Source organism: Pseudomonas sp. ANT_H12B (assembly GCF_008369325.1).
In the GTDB taxonomy this organism is placed as follows: domain Bacteria; phylum Pseudomonadota; class Gammaproteobacteria; order Pseudomonadales; family Pseudomonadaceae; genus Aquipseudomonas.
Genome location: NZ_VOBI01000004.1, coordinates 136,287 through 151,817, shown reverse-complemented (window position 1 = coordinate 151,817; position 15,531 = coordinate 136,287). Strand labels below are relative to the sequence as shown.

14 protein-coding genes are annotated in these 15,531 nt (G+C 59.6%); 10 read left to right on the top strand and 4 right to left on the bottom strand.

What is annotated here, in order from left to right; all coding sequences use genetic code 11:
* Positions 1-22: 22 nt before the first annotated feature.
* Positions 23-949, top strand: a complete 927-nt coding sequence (locus tag FQ185_RS08285) for a zinc-binding dehydrogenase (RefSeq protein WP_020300827.1) — start codon at positions 23-25, stop codon at positions 947-949.
* 39 nt (positions 950-988) lie between these two features.
* Here FQ185_RS08285 and FQ185_RS08280 read toward each other — a convergent pair whose 3' ends face one another.
* Positions 989-1,894: an AraC family transcriptional regulator gene (locus FQ185_RS08280; RefSeq protein ID WP_020300826.1), complete on the bottom strand. Its 906-nt coding sequence runs from the start codon at positions 1,892-1,894 to the stop codon at positions 989-991.
* A gap of 142 nt (positions 1,895-2,036) precedes the next feature.
* On the opposite strand from FQ185_RS08280, the gene FQ185_RS08275 reads away from it, so the two are divergent.
* On the top strand, positions 2,037-2,948 hold the full coding sequence (locus FQ185_RS08275; RefSeq protein WP_020300825.1) for a LysR family transcriptional regulator: 912 nt from the start codon (positions 2,037-2,039) through the stop codon (positions 2,946-2,948).
* A gap of 5 nt (positions 2,949-2,953) precedes the next feature.
* Here the strand turns inward: FQ185_RS08275 and FQ185_RS08270 are convergent, their stop codons facing one another.
* Complete coding sequence (locus tag FQ185_RS08270) at positions 2,954-3,577, bottom strand: TetR/AcrR family transcriptional regulator (RefSeq protein WP_032904483.1); 624 nt, start codon at positions 3,575-3,577, stop codon at positions 2,954-2,956.
* Positions 3,578-3,871: 294 nt separating this feature from the next.
* On the opposite strand from FQ185_RS08270, the gene FQ185_RS08260 reads away from it, so the two are divergent.
* The 8 genes from FQ185_RS08260 to FQ185_RS08225 all read left to right on the top strand — a co-directional run bounded on the left by FQ185_RS08260 (position 3,872) and on the right by FQ185_RS08225 (position 13,622).
* A complete protein-coding gene (locus FQ185_RS08260; protein WP_154220403.1) occupies positions 3,872-4,123 on the top strand; it encodes a ferredoxin in 252 nt (83 codons plus the stop codon).
* Positions 4,124-4,175: 52 nt separating this feature from the next.
* Positions 4,176-5,795: a GMC family oxidoreductase gene (locus FQ185_RS08255; RefSeq protein ID WP_149417027.1), complete on the top strand. Its 1,620-nt coding sequence runs from the start codon at positions 4,176-4,178 to the stop codon at positions 5,793-5,795.
* Entirely contained in the window at positions 5,792-7,282 is a 1,491-nt protein-coding gene (locus FQ185_RS08250; RefSeq protein ID WP_020300823.1) for an aldehyde dehydrogenase family protein, read from the top strand. The genes FQ185_RS08255 and FQ185_RS08250 overlap by 4 nt, the downstream gene beginning before the upstream one ends.
* Positions 7,283-7,346: 64 nt before the next feature.
* Complete coding sequence (locus tag FQ185_RS08245; RefSeq protein ID WP_020300822.1) at positions 7,347-9,014, top strand: DUF1302 domain-containing protein; 1,668 nt, start codon at positions 7,347-7,349, stop codon at positions 9,012-9,014.
* Between the two features lie 27 nt (positions 9,015-9,041).
* On the top strand, positions 9,042-10,403 hold the full coding sequence (locus FQ185_RS08240) for a DUF1329 domain-containing protein (RefSeq protein ID WP_020300821.1): 1,362 nt from the start codon (positions 9,042-9,044) through the stop codon (positions 10,401-10,403).
* Positions 10,404-10,612: 209 nt separating this feature from the next.
* On the top strand, positions 10,613-11,650 hold the full coding sequence (locus FQ185_RS08235) for an amidohydrolase family protein (RefSeq protein ID WP_020300820.1): 1,038 nt from the start codon (positions 10,613-10,615) through the stop codon (positions 11,648-11,650).
* Entirely contained in the window at positions 11,647-12,834 is a 1,188-nt protein-coding gene (locus FQ185_RS08230; protein WP_082643858.1) for a phosphotransferase, read from the top strand. The genes FQ185_RS08235 and FQ185_RS08230 overlap by 4 nt, the downstream gene beginning before the upstream one ends.
* Positions 12,835-12,836: 2 nt before the next feature.
* Positions 12,837-13,622: a tyrosine-protein phosphatase gene (locus FQ185_RS08225; protein WP_020300818.1), complete on the top strand. Its 786-nt coding sequence runs from the start codon at positions 12,837-12,839 to the stop codon at positions 13,620-13,622.
* Here the strand turns inward: FQ185_RS08225 and FQ185_RS08220 are convergent.
* Together FQ185_RS08220 and FQ185_RS08215 are read right to left on the bottom strand one after the other, a co-directional pair.
* Positions 13,619-14,503 carry a DMT family transporter gene (locus FQ185_RS08220; protein WP_020300817.1) on the bottom strand — a complete coding sequence of 295 codons (885 nt, stop codon included), beginning with the start codon at positions 14,501-14,503 and terminating at the stop codon, positions 13,619-13,621. The two genes, FQ185_RS08225 and FQ185_RS08220, sit on opposite strands and share 4 nt — an antisense overlap.
* 64 nt (positions 14,504-14,567) lie before the next feature.
* Positions 14,568-15,413 (bottom strand): SDR family oxidoreductase, encoded by an 846-nt coding sequence (locus FQ185_RS08215; protein WP_020300816.1) that lies wholly within the window; start codon positions 15,411-15,413, stop codon positions 14,568-14,570.
* Positions 15,414-15,531 lie beyond the last annotated feature (118 nt).

The following is a 15,531-nucleotide window of genomic DNA, read 5'->3' as shown; positions in this document are numbered from 1 at the left end:
TAAAACAGACAAGGAGAATGCCATGCGTGCAGCAATCATTTCCGAGCGCAATGCGCCGCCGGTAGTGGGCGAGTTTCGTGATCCGCAGCCGCTAGACGGCTCGGTGCTGATCGATGTCGATACCGCTGGCCTTGGTGGCTGGGATGTACTCGGCGCCTACCGTCTGGGTGTTGAATATCCCTGTGTCATTCGCGGAGAAGGCGTTGGCCGTGCGCCGGATGGCCGCCGGGTGTATTTCGGCGAGCGCTCGGTGTTGCCGTTTGGTGCCTGGGCAGAGCGCACCCTGGTGCCGCAAGCCGAAGTATGGAATGTGCCGGACGACGTGGACGATAAAACCGCGATCAGCATGGGCATCGCTGCGACCGGCGCCATCGTGCCCCTGGAAAAAGCCGCGATTCAGAAGGGTGAGAAGGTGCTGATCCTGGGCGCCACCGGCACGCTCGGCCAGATCGCCCTGCAACTGGCGCGCGGTCTGGGTGCAGGCAAAGTGGTCGGTGCTGCCCGGTCCGCTGAAGCACTGGGGCGGTTGAAGTCGCGAGGCCTTGCCGATGAAGTGGTGACCCTGGGTGGCAGCGATGACGTCGCGGCGCTCAAGGATGCGGCCGATGGCGGATTTGATGTGGTGCTCGACCTCGTGTGCGGTCAACCGATGTTGACGTCGCTGAAGGCCACCAACTGGGGCGCACGGATCATGACCATTGGCACGGGAGCCGGCCGCCAGCTCAATCTGGATATTGCCGATCTGTTGTTTCGCAATCTGTCGTGCATCGGCACTGGCCAGCGCCCGCCCGCAGACCGTGAACAGATCTGGCTGCGTCTGCTGAAGATCGCCAAAGAGCAGCAGATTCAGGTGGATTACCTGGATTTTACCCTCGATCAGGCGGCTGAAGCCTGGGCCGCGCAGGTCAATGGGCCACACGCCAAAATCACCGCCACGATTCGTCGTTAAAGCCCGTATTGCTGGAAGGCGCCCTTGTCCGGGTGCCTTTCAGCGCTGGCGCTGGTGGCGAAATTCCTCGGGTGTGACACCGAGCTCTTTACGGAAGGCCGCGCTGAAAGCGGCGGCGTTGTTGAAGCCGGCCTGATAGGCCACTTGTTTGATCAGCAACCGTGGGTCAGCCAACAGCGCCACGGCTTTTTGCAAACGGGTTTGCGCGGCGTACTGGCGCAAGGTCATGCCGGTGGTGTTTTTGCAGCGACTGGACAGGGTCCGCAACGGCAGTTCGCAGGCCCGCGCCAAGTGGCCCAGTGAGCGGCCTTCGTCACTGGCGCTGTCGAGCAATTCACGCAGGATGTTGAGTTGACGATGGCTGAGTTTTTCAGCGCAGTGTGAGGAACAAGTGGCATCGTCGGGCGCGTCGATAAATTCGCGGCGCAGGTCCAGGGCAATGCTGGTGAGCAGGCACTCGGTGTGCAGCTCGCTGGCGAAGCCGGGGTTGGCGACTTCTTCGGCCAGCCGTTGCAACGAGGCGTGCAAGTAGCCGCTTTGCAGGTTGAGCATGGCTGCGCTGACGTTGTCCTGCCAGTTCCAGCGATAGCTGCCCAGGACGCCGAGTGAGGAGGGGTCGAATAGACACACAAGGGCCTTTTGCTCTCCGGCATCGTGACGCAGGTGGAACTCGGTGCCATGGGGAATGAACAACAGCTTGCCCAGGGGTTGGAATTGAGGCGCACCGTGGCTGGAAAAACCGCCGCAGTTAGGCTTGATCTGCGAGCTGGCCGGCAGCATCAAGCGCAACAGGCAACTGTCGCCGGTTTCTATCAAGGCAGTGCCAGTGTTGGACCATTGCGCGTGTTCAACCCGGATGTCGAAGCCTTGCCTGGCCAATGAAGCTTCGGTCAGGAAATTACCTGACGCTTCACAGTCGTACTCGCTGTAGTGGATCGCGTTCATTTTTCAACCTTCAGCCATTTTTATTATTGGCGCTGAAATTCGAAGGATAACGATACGTCAGGGCAGCTACCCGGTCTCGAGTGTAACCAGCCCGTGGACCGAGCTGTTTCATATATTCAGGCGGCAGGTATCAGAAAATCAGATGACGAAAGGCAAAGATATTTCCATGCGCCAACTGCGCTATTTCGTTGCCGCCGCCGACGCCGGCCAGTTTTCCCAGGCGGCGCTGAAGGCGCATGTATCGCAGTCGGCGATTACTGCGGCGGTGTTGCATCTGGAACAGTCCTTGGGCGTCAGCTTGTTCGACCGCTTGCCCCATGGCGTGGCGCTGACCGCTGAAGGCAACAAGTTTTCCCAGCATGCGCGGCACATTCTCGACACGCTGCAGGACGCTCTCAGTGAACCGCTGTTTCTCGGCCATGCGATGCAAGGAACCGTGCGTGTGGGTGCCTCCTACACGGTGCTCGGTTACTTTCTGCCAGCGCTGCTGGCACGCTTCAAACGTAGCTACCCTCAGGTAGAGATCGACCTGATCGACATGGACCGCCAGAGCATTGAAGCGGCCCTGAGCAATGGCGACCTCGACTTGGGCCTGGCAATTGTCTCCAATACGCCGAACTTGCACGGTTTCGCTCACCATGTGCTAATTCGTTCGCGCCGCCAACTCTGGCTGGCAAGTCAGCACCCATTGATGTCTGCCACCTCGATCAATCTCGAAGACGTCGCCGAGCATGCCTATATCCTGGCCACGGTCGATGAGGGGGAGACCTCGACCATGCGCTATTGGGAATCCCGCGGACTGGCACCCAAGGTGGCTTTTCGTACCTCATCCATGGAGGCATTGCGCGGGCTGGTGGGGCATGGTTTCGGTGTGACCATTCTCTCGGACATGCTGTACCGGGCCTGGTCTCTGGAAGGCAAGAAGATTGAAATCCGGCCGCTGGTGGATGTGATTCCACCCATGGAACTGGGGCTGATCTGGCTGCCGGATAACTGTTTGTCGGCACCGACCCAGGCATTCCGACAGTTTCTGATCATGGCCTGCGCCTCTTGATCCCGCTACTGGCGCACGTTGTTGTCAGGCGGCCAGGTGCCGTTGTTCATCAGGCTGTCGAAGGTTTCGGTCATTTCCCGCGCCGGGTTCGGATAGTCGTGGCGCACCCACCACAACCACAGCCCCACCAGGGCACCGACGAAACAGCGCACGGCGGCCTCGCCACGCAGTTGATCGATTTGGTACAGGCCCTGTTTCCGGTAGTGTTCCCGGACCTGGATGATCAGGATATTTTCCAGGTGCGCGAGAATCACGTTCTGTCCCGGGCCGCTGAAGAACGCCGTTGTCAGTGCCGCATGACGTTCGGTGGCGCTGAACAGCCAGGCCGAAACATCCAGCAGGACACGGCGGTCGCCATCAACTTCGGTGACCTTGGTCGAGGGAACGCCAATGGCTTCGTACCCGGCGACGATCAGGTCCTCCTTGTCGCGAAAGTGCGCGTAGAAGGTGGAGCGCGCGACCCCTGTACTGTCCAGTAATTGCTGGACCGTAATTCCTTCGTAGCCCTTTTCCAGCGCCAGGCGATACATGTGGTCCAGCAACAATTCCCGGGTGCGTTGGGAACGCAAGGCGTGGCGTTGACTGGCGTGATTTTTATCGGCTGTTTGCACGGAAGCTAGGTGAGACATTCTTAACCTCGGCAGCGCTTTTTATTGGTTTCATGACGGCGGGTACAAGAGCTTCCCGGCGGTGATCAGAACACAATGACAGAGGATTTTTTGCACCAGCAGGATTATTTTTAGAACATATTCGGCGAAAGTGTTAATTAATTCCGTCTATGCCGTACAGATTTGCGCTTCTGTTCGTTGTGGCTTTGCGTCTGCGGCCTTACCGTTTCTCCAGTCCGATAGAGACCTGGAGAACAATAATGAATAACGCTCCTGAAACGCCTGCACCTGTTCCTGCGCACATTCCCAAGCACCTTGCCCGCGATTTCGATCTATGGGCAGAGCTCACCGCCCACGGCGAAAACGCCTATCAACCAATCCGGCTGCGTAGGTCATGCCCGCTGCAACAACGTCGCGCCCGCGCTCTATCCACTCGATAACAACGGCTACATCGCCAGCAACGGCTTAAGTGTGCCGATTGGGCAAGAGCGGCTGGCAACCCGCGGTGCCCGTGCCTGCCCGGAACGGGTCATCGAGGTTCGCGATACATCCGACGAACACCGGTGAGTGCCGCCTTGGTAATGGAAGACTTTCAGCAACCCGCAAAAGAAGAACAACAATGAGCAAAACCTACGACTACATCATCATCGGTGCGGGGTCATCCGGCTGCGTCCTGGCCAATCGCTTGTCTGCCGACACGAACGTTTCGGTGCTGCTGATCGAGAGCGGACCGGATCACACCAGTCCGTTGATTGCCATGCCCCGTGGCATTGGCAAACTGCTCAGCCCCGGCAATCCGCATGTGTGGAGCTACAAGGCTGCACGCGGTGAGGGTATGAGCGATGAGCAATGGCTCAAAGGCAAAACGATTGGCGGCTCCAGTTCGGTCAACGGCATGGTCTATGTACGGGGAGCACCCGCTGATTATGATCATTGGGAAGCGCAAGGCTGCGCGGGCTGGGGCTGGAAAGACATGGGCCGGCAGTTTGTCGCCCTCGAAGACCACCAGTTGGGCAAGAGCCAATGGCGCGGAGTCGGTGGCCCGCTCAAAGTCACGGTGCACCCATCGGGCCACGCCCTGTGCGATGCCGTCATCAGCGCGGCCGGTGAGCTGGGTGTGGCGCGCACTGAAGACACCAATCATATCGACTCGGTCACTCAGGGTGGCTTCGGCTATCAGCCGCAAACCACCTGGAAAGGCCAGCGATTCAGTGCCGCCAAGGCCTTTCTCGATCCGGTGCGCGCACGTCCGAATTTGACGTTAATGACCGGCACGGATGTTCAACGCATCGAGTTCAGCAATCACCGTGCCTGTGCCGTGCAGGTCAACAACAGCGCCGGCAAGGAACGCTTCGAAGTGCGCCGCGAGATGTTGTTGTGCGCCGGTGCCATTGAATCGCCGAAGCTGTTGCAACTGTCTGGCATCGGCCCGGCCGCACTGTTGAACTCGCTGGGTATCAGTGTGCTGCACGACGCCCCCGAGGTCGGGCGTAACCTGCGTGAGCACGTGTACATGGCCATGCAGTATCGGGTCACCCGTGGCAGCTTCAATCACTGCTTCCATGGGATTGGGTTACTCGGTGCAGTGGCCCAATACTTTTTGCGCAAGAAAGGACCGATGACCCACGCCGCTCACGAGGCCGGTGGTTTCATCAAGACGCGCCCGGAGCTGGATCGTCCGGACGCGCAAATCGGCGTCAGCCTCTATTCCATGGATGGCGACGGTAACAAGGTCGAAATCGACAAGGAGCCCGGCCTGACCATCGGTGGCTATTTCCTGCGTCCGCAGAGCCAGGGTGAGGTGCGCATTCAATCGGCGGACGCCACGGTTCCACCCCGGATCAACGCCAATTATTTGAGCGCCGAGATCGATCGCACTTCCGCAATTGCCTTGTTTCGCTGGTTCCGCCGTCTGGCTGCACAGCCGGTGCTCAAGCCATTCATTGTCGGCGAGCTGACACCGGGACCGGAGGTAGAAAGCGACGCGCAAATTCTTGCTGCGTTCCGCCGCTTCGGCCAGACCGCCTATCACGTTTCCGGGACCTGTCGCATGGGTGCCGACAGCGCGTCGGTGCTCGATCCGCAACTGCGTGTGCGCGGCGTCGAGGGCCTGCGTGTGGTCGACACTTCGGTGATGCCGTGCCTGGTTTCCGGTAACACCAATGCCCCGGCCATGGCCATTGCCATGCGCGCTGCAGAAATTATCACCGGCAAAGTCTCAGGAGATCCAACACCATGAGTGTTCCCTTTACCCAGCTGGACAAGCTGTACATCGATGGCGCGTGGGTGGATGTTGACGGTCCGCGCGAAGCAGTGCTCAACCCGGCCACCGAAGCGGTCATCGGTCATGCACCGAATGGTGATCTGCAGAGCGCCGACGCAGCCATCGCCGCCGCACGCAACGCCTTTGATAACGGCCCTTGGCCCTGGTTGAGCATGGCCGAACGGGCCGGGTACATGCGGCGGATGCACGCAGCTTTGGTGGCAAAAAGGGAGGAAATTGCCGCGCTGATTATCGCTGAGGTCGGCTGTTCCCAAGGCGTGACTTATGCCATGCAGGTGGACATGCCGCTGGGCCATGTGCTGACCGCGATCGAGCAGTCTGTGCACAGCGACAGCTTGCAGATTCCGGTGCAGGCCAATCCCAATCCGTTCAACCCGGCAGGGCCGATGATTCTCGGCAGCGGCACGGTGGAGCGTGAGGCCATCGGCGTGGTGGCCGGCATCACCGGCTATAACTTTCCGTTTCTTCTTAACCTGGCCAAGGTGTTTCCGGCCTTGCTGGCCGGCAACACCCTGGTGCTCAAGCCTTCGCCATTTACCCCGTACTCGGCGCTGTTGTTCGGTCAGATCGCTGAAGAAATCGGCCTGCCCCAGGGCGTACTCAACATTGTCACCGGCGGTATTGAAGTGGGCGGCTTGTTGAGCAGCGACCCGCGGGTGGACATGGTCTCGTTCACCGGTTCGGAAACGGTCGGCATGAGCATCATGAGTCAGGCGGCGCCGACCCTGAAGCGCGTGCATCTGGAACTGGGCGGCAAATCGGCGTTGATCGTGCGCGCCGATGCCGACATTCAGGCCACCGCGCTGGGAGCTGTCGCCGGGCTGGCGGTCAACGCGGGGCAGGGCTGTGCATTGCTCACCCGCTTCGTTGTGCATCACTCGGTACGCGAGCAATTCGTGCAGTGCGCCAAAGCCATTGCCGGGCAGTGGAAGGTCGGTGACCCGGCGGACCCGAGCGTGATGATGGGCCCGCTGATCCGCGAGTCGCAGCGCGCCAAGGTCGAGCATTTCATCGCCAGCGGCCGCGACGCCGGGGCCACGCTGGTCTGCGGTGGTGGACGACCTGCGCATCTGCGCCAGGGCTTCTTCAGCGACATCACCCTGTTCGATGACGTAAGCAACGACATGCTCATCGCCCAGGAGGAAATCTTCGGGCCGGTGGGGGTGGTGATCGGTTTCGACAGTGATGACGAGGCGGTTGCCATTGCCAACGATTCGCGGTTTGGCCTCAACGCCGCTGTTTCCTCTGCAGATGCCGCCACCGCCTATGCCATGGCTCGACGAATTCGTGCCGGCAGTGTGTACCTCAATGGGGGTAGCGGCAGCTTGCCTTATGCGCCCATCGGCGGCTTCAAACGTTCAGGACTGGGCCGTGAGTTCGGGCCGAACTGGCTTAAAGAATTCACCCAGGAGAAATCCATCATCTACCCCATCGGCCGCTAGCCATGACACCCCGCGAGCGGGGAGCAGACAAAACGACTGACAATAAAAACAAAAGGTGGTTTGCATGAAAAAGATGAGCAAACAGGGACGCATGCGAGCCCAGCGGGCCATGGTACTGCTGGCGGTAGGGAAAATGGCGTTTGGTTACGGTGGAGCGGTGATGGCTGCGCCGATCGAACTGGCTAATCCAGACTTTCATCTGCGTTGGGATAACACCCTGCGCTACAACCTGGGGATGCGAACGGAGGGGCAAGACCGGCGCATCATGAACAACCCTAACTACGATGAATCGGACGGCAAGTTCGACAAGGGTGACATCGTCACCAACCGCATCGACTTGCTCACTGAACTCGATTTTGCCTACCGTAAAGACTGGGGGGCACGCCTCAGCGCCGCCGGCTGGTACGACCAGGCGTACCACAATGACACGGTGCGCAGTCATGTTGCCGGGTACCAGACCAGCTACGACAACGACCACTACAGCTCTGAAGTGAAGCGTTACGTCGAAGGCCCTTCAGGGGAAATCCTCGATGCCTTCGTCTGGAAAAACCTGCGCCTGGGCGATGCTTCGGTGAACGTCAAGATCGGCCGGCATACCAATTACTGGGGCGAGGGGCTACTGTTCGGTGCCCATGCGATTTCCTACTCGCAAGCGCCTCTGGATGGTGCCAAGGCAGTGACCAGTCCTGGCATTGAAACCAAGGAAGTGTTCTTGCCCATCGGGCAGATATCCGTCAAAGCTCAGGCCACCGACAACCTGACACTGGCCGCTCAATATTTCTACGAATGGGACTACACGCGCATTCCGTACGGCGGCACCTACTTCGGCGCAGCGGACCCGTTCTTCGAAGGCCCGGACCGTTTGCCTGTAGCACCTGGTTTTTCCTTTAACCGGGAGAAGTCCAAATACGGTCGTGACTCCGCCAACTGGGGCGTAATGGCCAAATACGACGTCGAGGCGATTCAATCGACGGTGGGCGCTTACTACCGCCAGTTCGATGACTACCAACCCTGGTTGGCGCCAGAAGTTTCGGCCGCTACCGGCAGCTACCGCCTGGTGTACCCGCGCAGCGTCAAACTGGTCGGCCTGAGTCTTTCGACCGTGCTCGACACGGTGTCGATCGGCAGCGAGATCTCCTATCGCAAGGGCGGTGCGTTGAACGCGGTCGGCGTTGATCCTTCCGACAACGAAGGACCGCGTGGCGATACGTACCACTTCGTCGCCAACGCTGTGTATGGCGTGCCGCGTAACTTTATCGCCAACAACGCCACGCTGATCGGCGAGTTCGCCTACAGCCACCTGCGCAAAGTGACCGAGCACGAAGAGCTTTATCTGGGTGAAAACAACAATAACTGCGTTGACCCCCGCGTCGGCACACCCGGTTCAGGGGACAAGCGCGACGGTTGTTCGACCCGGGATTACGCGGCCATCGCCGTCAATTACACACCGCAATACCTGTCGGTACTCCCGTCCTGGGACATGACCGTACCGTTGACCGTCAATTATGGCCTGTCGGGCAACGCAGCCAGTGCCGGCGGTGGTAACGAAGGCGCGCTGACCTGGTCTGCCGGCGTGCAGATGACGTATGCCCAGCGTTATGAATTTGGTTTGCGTTATTCCGATACAGACGCTCAAACGAAGAACATTCCCGGGGACACCGTCGGGGGCAACGGCGCCGTGGGCGGAACCGACCGTGGCTGGCTGGCCTTCACCTTCAAAACCTCCATCTAAAAAAGCCAAGAAGCGGAGTATCTGTTTATGAAAGGACAATTTGCATGGGCGGTGGCGCTGTTGAGCATCGCCACCGCCAGCCTGGCTGCGGCACCGGCCGACCAGGTTGCACAGATCGGAAAAACCCTGACGCCGTTCGGCGCAATTATCGCGGGCAATGCCGATGGCAGCATTCCTCCCTATACCGGCGGCCTGACGCAGAGCCCGCCAGGCTTCAAGCCCGACAGCGGCTTCTGGGCCGACCCCTTCGAGGATGAAAAACCGCTGCTGCGGATCAACTCGAAAAACATGGAGCAATACGCCGACCGCTTGAGCGGCGGGCAAAAAATGCTGCTGAGTAAATTTCCCGACTACTACCTGGATATTTACCCGACCCACCGGACCGCGGCGTACCCGCAAGCGTTGCTCGATGCCTCTGTGCGCAACGCCAGTAACTGCCGCACGACCAAGGACAACCTCGCAGTCGATCCGGCATGCCGAGGCGGGCTGCCGTTCCCGCTTCCGCAGAACGGCAATGAAGTCATCTGGAATCAACAACTGCGCTACAAGGGAACGGGTTACACCACCACGGCTTCGTCCAACAGTTGGGTAGTGGATTCTCAGGGTTCGGTGACCAAGACCGCCGAGTCCGCGACCATGGAGGAGGCGCCGTACTACCAGACTCAACAGACCGATCGCGATCCGCAGTTGTACTACCGCGCCTGGGCACTGGACAGTTATCCGGCCCGCAGCGCCGGGCAACTGATCATCCTCGCTGACTACCTCGACCCGCAAAGCCAGCCACGGCGTGCCTGGAGCTACACCCCAGGCATGCGCCGCATCAAGTTGGCGCCGGAGTTCGCCTACGACACGCCGGTGCCCAACCAGGGCGGTGTGAACCTGTTCGACGAATTGCAGATGTTCTCCGGTAGCCAGGACCGTTTCGACTACAAACTGGTGGGCCGCAAGGAGATGTATATCCCGTACAACGCCTACAAGTTCTACTTCAGTTGCGGCCAGGAAGAACAGTTCAAGCCGCATCATGCCAACCCGGCTTGCGAGCGCTGGGAACTGCACCGGGTGTGGGTGGTGGAAGCGACTCTGAAACCGGGCAAACGCCACGTCTACAGCAAGCGCACCTACTACCTCGACGAAGACACGTTTGGTGCCGGCCTGTATGACGCCTGGGACCAGGGCGGGGTGCTGTATCGCGCGCTGTTCCAGAGTGGCGTGCAGCTGTACGACAAAAACCTGCCGTACACGGTAAAAAACGTCAGCTATGACTTCAACAAAGGCATGTGGTCTTTGCTCAACGATGGCCTCAAGGGCGGATATCGGGTGCACGACACGCCGTTATCGGAGCGTGACATGAAGCCTGAGTCGATTGTTTCCCAGGAGACCCAACGCTGATTTCATCGGTTGAACACGCATTTGCGGCCTGAGAGGGCCGCTTTTTTTTGTGCGGATTTTATAAAAGGTAGCCCTGCGACTCATATTTAAATGAACACATATTAGAAATGTGTTTATATTATTGAGGGTGCAGTTATCCCTTAAATTGATCCGGATGCCCTGCGAGCGGGTCGTTCGGTCTGCTGGCTAATTACAACAAGGAGAACGCCATGCTGATTGATGTCCACGCCCACTTGCTGACTGAGGGCATGCTGAACCGTCACGAGTTCTGGGGGCCATTCATGAAAGTGCAGGGGCTGACCGTGGGGCATTTTTCCCTCGGCACCAAGCAACCGGTCAAAGCCGCGACGGATGCCGAAGCGCAGGCCAATATCCTCGCGCGCATGAGCCACGCCAGCCGTCGCCAGCTGATGGCCGAGCGGGGTGTCGACAAACTGGTGATGTCCACGCCGTCTCATTGCTTTATGTATTGGGCGGGAGATTTCGCTAACGAATACGCGCGCATCTGCAATGACGAGTTGTCGGCATTTTGTCGGGCTGATCCCGACCACTTCGATTTCTGGTGCCACGCCAACCTCGCGGATCCGCTGAATGCGGCCAAGGAAATTGAACGCGCAGTGACTCAGTTGGGCGCCAAGGGTGTGTGCGTCGGCGGGGCCAACTTCAATGGCCTGGAGGCTCACGACGAACGCCTGTTCCCCGTCTGGGAAAAACTCACCCAGCTGGATGTACCGATCATGGTGCATGGCTTCAATCAGTCGATTTACTGGGGCGAAAAACACACGGACGACAAGTTTGAAACCACCTCCATCGTCGGTGACTGCGTCGATGAAACACTGTTCTTCTGGTACCTGATCTGCGGTGGCGCGCTGGATGTTTTCCCGACCTTGAAAACCTACATCACCCATGCCGGTGGCATGGCGGTTTTCCAGTTGGGGCGCCTGAGCGAACTGAACCGGGCCATGGCACCGGACTCGCGCAATCAGCGTCCGTTGATGGATTACCTGCAGAACTTTTACTTCGACCTTGACGTTCATGCGCCGGGCTTGCGTCGTGGCGTTGCCGAGGTGGTGGGGGCGGAGCGCCTGTTGTACGGCACTAACTTTGGCGGGGCCTACGACCATGGCGATCTGACCGAAGGCATCGGCTTGTCCGCTGAAGACCGCGAGCGGATTCGCAGCGGTAACGCGATCGAACTGCTCAAGCTGAAGGTGCCGGCCAACGCTGGTCGGGTGCTGACGCCGTGACGGATAGCTCGCTGGGGCGGCCCTACCCGCAGCGCAGCGGACGGTTGCCACGGCACCTGAGCGAAATTACCGCAGCCTGGCTAACTCAGCTATTGCAGCCGCGTTATCCGGGCGTCGAGGTGCTGGCGTTAACGGCAGTGGAAGTTCGAAACGGTCACACCACCAAATTCCGCGTCAGGCTTGAGTTGAATGAGGTCGGTCAGCACGCGGGTATTCCTGCGCACGTGTGCCTGAAGTCGAATTGGTCCGAGGGTTTCGAGAGCGGCGATATCTGTGAGCTGGAAGCGCGCTTTTATCATTTGGCGCACGGCTGGTCCGATGCGCCACTGCCAGACACCTATCTCACCGACTGGGACGCCGATGGCGGCGGTCGAGGCGTGGTGATGATGGAAGACCTTGGTCTGGCCGCCGGGAAATTTGGCCATAGCACCGATCACCTGGGCGTGGATGGCGTCGCTCGGGGGCTGGAGTCACTGGCGACGTTGCATGCTGCCACCTGGAACAGTCCGCAGCTACGGGGCCAGGGCTGGCTGCCGGTGTCGATGGCCAACCCGGTGGACTGCGACGGCCTGCTGCGTATGTACAACTACATCAAGGTCAATCTGCGCAAACCGGAGTACCAACGCCTGTTGCCGAAATGGATGTATGAGACACCGGAGTTGTTCAGCCATGCGTTTGATGAATTGGCAGCTTTCGAGCGCGAACAGTCGTCACCCAGCTGCCTGATCCATGGTGATTCGCATCAGGGCAACAGTTTTTTACGCAGCGACGGCCAACGTATCTGGCTGGATTGGCAACTGTCGAGGCGTGGCCGGCCATGGCGCGATATCGCCTATTTTATGCTGGGGGCCTTAACCGTCGAGGAACGGCGCGCCGATGCGCAACGCCTGCTGCGGGTGTACCGCGAAAAACTGATCAGCCTCGGTGCCGAAGGCGTGCTTGACCAGGACGCTGCCTGGGAACAGTTTCGCCGTTGGCCGGTTTGGGGGATGCAGACCTGGATGTCGAATATGGATGACTGGGGGCAGGACGGTTTGCCGATGGTGGAACGTTTCTTCGCCGCTGCAGAAGATTTTGATACCGTGCGTTTGCTCACACATGGGCGTAAGCCTCGCCGTACGCCGACACTGGGGCAGGGCGCGCGTCCGTTAACGCAGGCCTATCAACATCTACTGGAGGATTGAGAATGGTCGGGCAGGAAGAGTTGCGCTTGCAGGGTGCGGATAACTTTCGCAGCCTCAAAGGTATTCCCACCGGTTGTGGTCGTCGTATCGGCGACCATTACCTGTTACGGGCAGAACAGCTGGATCGACTGACCGCTGAAGACTGGCAGACCTTGCGGCGGATCGGCCTGACAACCGTCTGCGATTTACGCAGCGCCGCAGAGCGTGAGCGTTACCCGAGCGGCGTACCCGATTCGGCTATCGCGCAACTCCACCTGGAGGTGCTTGGTGATGTTCGTGCCGACCCACGGATTGCCGCCATGCTCGCTGATAATCCAGAGACTCAGGGCGCGCGAAACATGATGTTGGAGGTCTACCGGCAACTTCCGCACCTGTTGGCGCCGTTGTTGCCAGCGCTGTTCGAGCTGTTCTCTACCCGCAATGCATCGGTGCTCATTCATTGCACGGCGGGCAAGGACCGCACCGGGGTCGCGGTGATGTTGCTGCTGCACGCACTGGGCGTCGCACCGGAGCACATCATGGCCGACTATGTGCTCTCGGCACGTCGCTTCAGTCAGCTGGAGGTGGCGCGTCAGCAGGCCATGAGCACCACGGTGAGCCACCTGGTCGGCCAAGCGGTCAGCGAGGCGGCCATTGATGCAGTGCTGGATGCCCGTCCCGAGTACTTGAATGCTGCGTATGCAGTGATCGACGCCGAGTACGGTGGACTGGATCTTTACCTGCAGCGCTTCAGTGGTTTGAGCCAGAAAGGCTTGCAGACATTGCGCGATACCTTGCTGGTCGCCTAGGTCACGACTTCGGTCACTACCCGCGCGGGTTTCCATTGCGCCAATCCAATTCCCAGTAAAATCAATCCGCCTCCGACCGCGTGGTACAGGTGCAATGTTTCCCCCAGCAACACAATCGCCAACACCGCGGTAAATAACGGGACCAGGTTCATCAGCACGGCGGTTTTTTCTGGCCCCAGGGTTTGCAAACCACGCATCCACAAGCCGGGCGCCAGCGCTGAGGCAAACAGACCCGCGAACAACACCAGCGGGACATTTGCGGTTGTCAGGGCTATCGAAGGGGCCAGCACAAAGGGCGGCACCAACAGCAGGGTGCCGCAGATTATTTGCACGTAAAGGCTTTCCCAGGTCGGCAGGGGAATCTGCCAGCGCTTGACCAGCACGCAGTACAACGCGTACGACAGCGAGGCCAGCAACATCATCAATTCCCCTTGGCCAACCCCGTGTGCCCAGAGCGAGGGCAGGTCGCCTGCGGCCAGCAACCACGTCAGCCCGGCAAACGACACCAGAGCACCGACCAATAACGTCGCGGTCGGTTGGGTATTGAGCAGGGGAAAGGCGAGCAGCACGGTGAGCAGGGGCATGGTCGCCAGGATCAGGCCCATGGAAGTGGCGCTGACAGTGTGCGCGGCGAAATAGGCCAGCGACTGGTACAGCGACATGCCGAGCAAGCCCAGCAGCCACAACTTGGGCAGGTGCGGCCGAATCTGCTGCCGCAACCGCCAGACCTTGGGCAACATCACCGGTGACAACACCAGCAACGCGACCAGCCAGCGGTAAAAGGAAATGGCTGCGGGGTCAATCACCCCAACCGAAAGGCGATTGACCACGGTACTGGCGGCCCAGATCAGCGTGGCAAGAACAGGGAACAGCAAGTTCATCACGGGGGCGCCAACGTTGAGGGTGCGCACTACGCACCGGAGAGTTTGTCGATATGTTTTGGTGTTATTCGCTGGCAGCGTTACGTGCCGCAATCGTCGCGGCAAAATCGCGTTTGAGGGTTGGAAAGTAGGCAATCTGCCCACCCATGCCGCCGGCAATGTCAATCGAGGCGGCGCTGATGAAGCTGGCATATTCACTGGCCAGGAACAGCGCCATACCGGCAACGTCTTCAGGTTTGCCATAACGCCCGAGCGGTACCACCTTCATCACCATGGCGTCGAACTCCTCGCGACTGACGCCAGGTCCCATTTCCTTGTAGTGACGATCCCATTGACCGGTATCGATCCAACCCATGTTCAGGCTGTTGACCAGGATATTGTCTTTGGGCAGTGACATGCCCAATGAGCGGGAGAGGGCGATGCACGATGCGCGATTGATTACTGAGGGAATTCCGTCGGGCGTCGGAATCACCCCGGCCAAGGCGTTGATTTCGATGATCCGTCCCCAGCGCTGTTCACGCATGAACGGCACCACCGCCTGCACGAATCGGAAATGCCCCATCTGCAGAATGTTGGCATGTTCGAGGATGACTTCCGGAGTGAGGGTGTCGAGGTTGCCGCCACGGCCTTGACCGGCGTTGTTCACCAACACATCGACCCCGCCCCACGCGTGTGCAACTTCAGCAACAAACGCCTTGACCCCCTCACTGTCCGTCACGTCGACAGCCCGGGCAATCACCGCCTGGGCGTGTTCCGCAAGTTGCGCGCCGACTTCCCGGACGTCTGACGCACTACGGGCGCATATCGCTACCCGCGCCCCTTCAGCTGCGAATGCCCGGGCGATGGCCAGACCAATGCCCCGCGAAGCGCCCGTGATGATCACGCGTTTGGCACTCAAATCAATATTCATGGTGGCTCCTCTTGTTTTTCTTCTGGCGGTTCACTGCCGTTTTACCCGCGCAACGCCAGGCGTTCTGTGGGATGGCAGGGGCTATTGAAAGCCCAAAGCACAAAAGCGTCAAAGTTTA

Excerpts from the sequence above, each read along its gene's own strand:
- FQ185_RS08285 (WP_020300827.1), top strand. The coding sequence starts at position 23 with ATGCGTGCAGCAATCATTTCCGAGCGCAATGCGCCGCCGGTAGTGGGC.
- FQ185_RS08280 (WP_020300826.1), bottom strand. The coding sequence starts at position 1,894 with ATGAACGCGATCCACTACAGCGAGTACGACTGTGAAGCGTCAGGTAAT.
- FQ185_RS08275 (WP_020300825.1), top strand. The coding sequence starts at position 2,037 with ATGACGAAAGGCAAAGATATTTCCATGCGCCAACTGCGCTATTTCGTT.
- FQ185_RS08270 (WP_032904483.1), bottom strand. The coding sequence starts at position 3,577 with ATGTCTCACCTAGCTTCCGTGCAAACAGCCGATAAAAATCACGCCAGT.
- FQ185_RS08255 (WP_149417027.1), top strand. The coding sequence starts at position 4,176 with ATGAGCAAAACCTACGACTACATCATCATCGGTGCGGGGTCATCCGGC.
- FQ185_RS08250 (WP_020300823.1), top strand. The coding sequence starts at position 5,792 with ATGAGTGTTCCCTTTACCCAGCTGGACAAGCTGTACATCGATGGCGCG.
- FQ185_RS08245 (WP_020300822.1), top strand. The coding sequence starts at position 7,347 with ATGAAAAAGATGAGCAAACAGGGACGCATGCGAGCCCAGCGGGCCATG.
- FQ185_RS08240 (WP_020300821.1), top strand. The coding sequence starts at position 9,042 with ATGAAAGGACAATTTGCATGGGCGGTGGCGCTGTTGAGCATCGCCACC.
- FQ185_RS08235 (WP_020300820.1), top strand. The coding sequence starts at position 10,613 with ATGCTGATTGATGTCCACGCCCACTTGCTGACTGAGGGCATGCTGAAC.
- FQ185_RS08225 (WP_020300818.1), top strand. The coding sequence starts at position 12,837 with ATGGTCGGGCAGGAAGAGTTGCGCTTGCAGGGTGCGGATAACTTTCGC.
- FQ185_RS08220 (WP_020300817.1), bottom strand. The coding sequence starts at position 14,503 with ATGAACTTGCTGTTCCCTGTTCTTGCCACGCTGATCTGGGCCGCCAGT.
- FQ185_RS08215 (WP_020300816.1), bottom strand. The coding sequence starts at position 15,413 with ATGAATATTGATTTGAGTGCCAAACGCGTGATCATCACGGGCGCTTCG.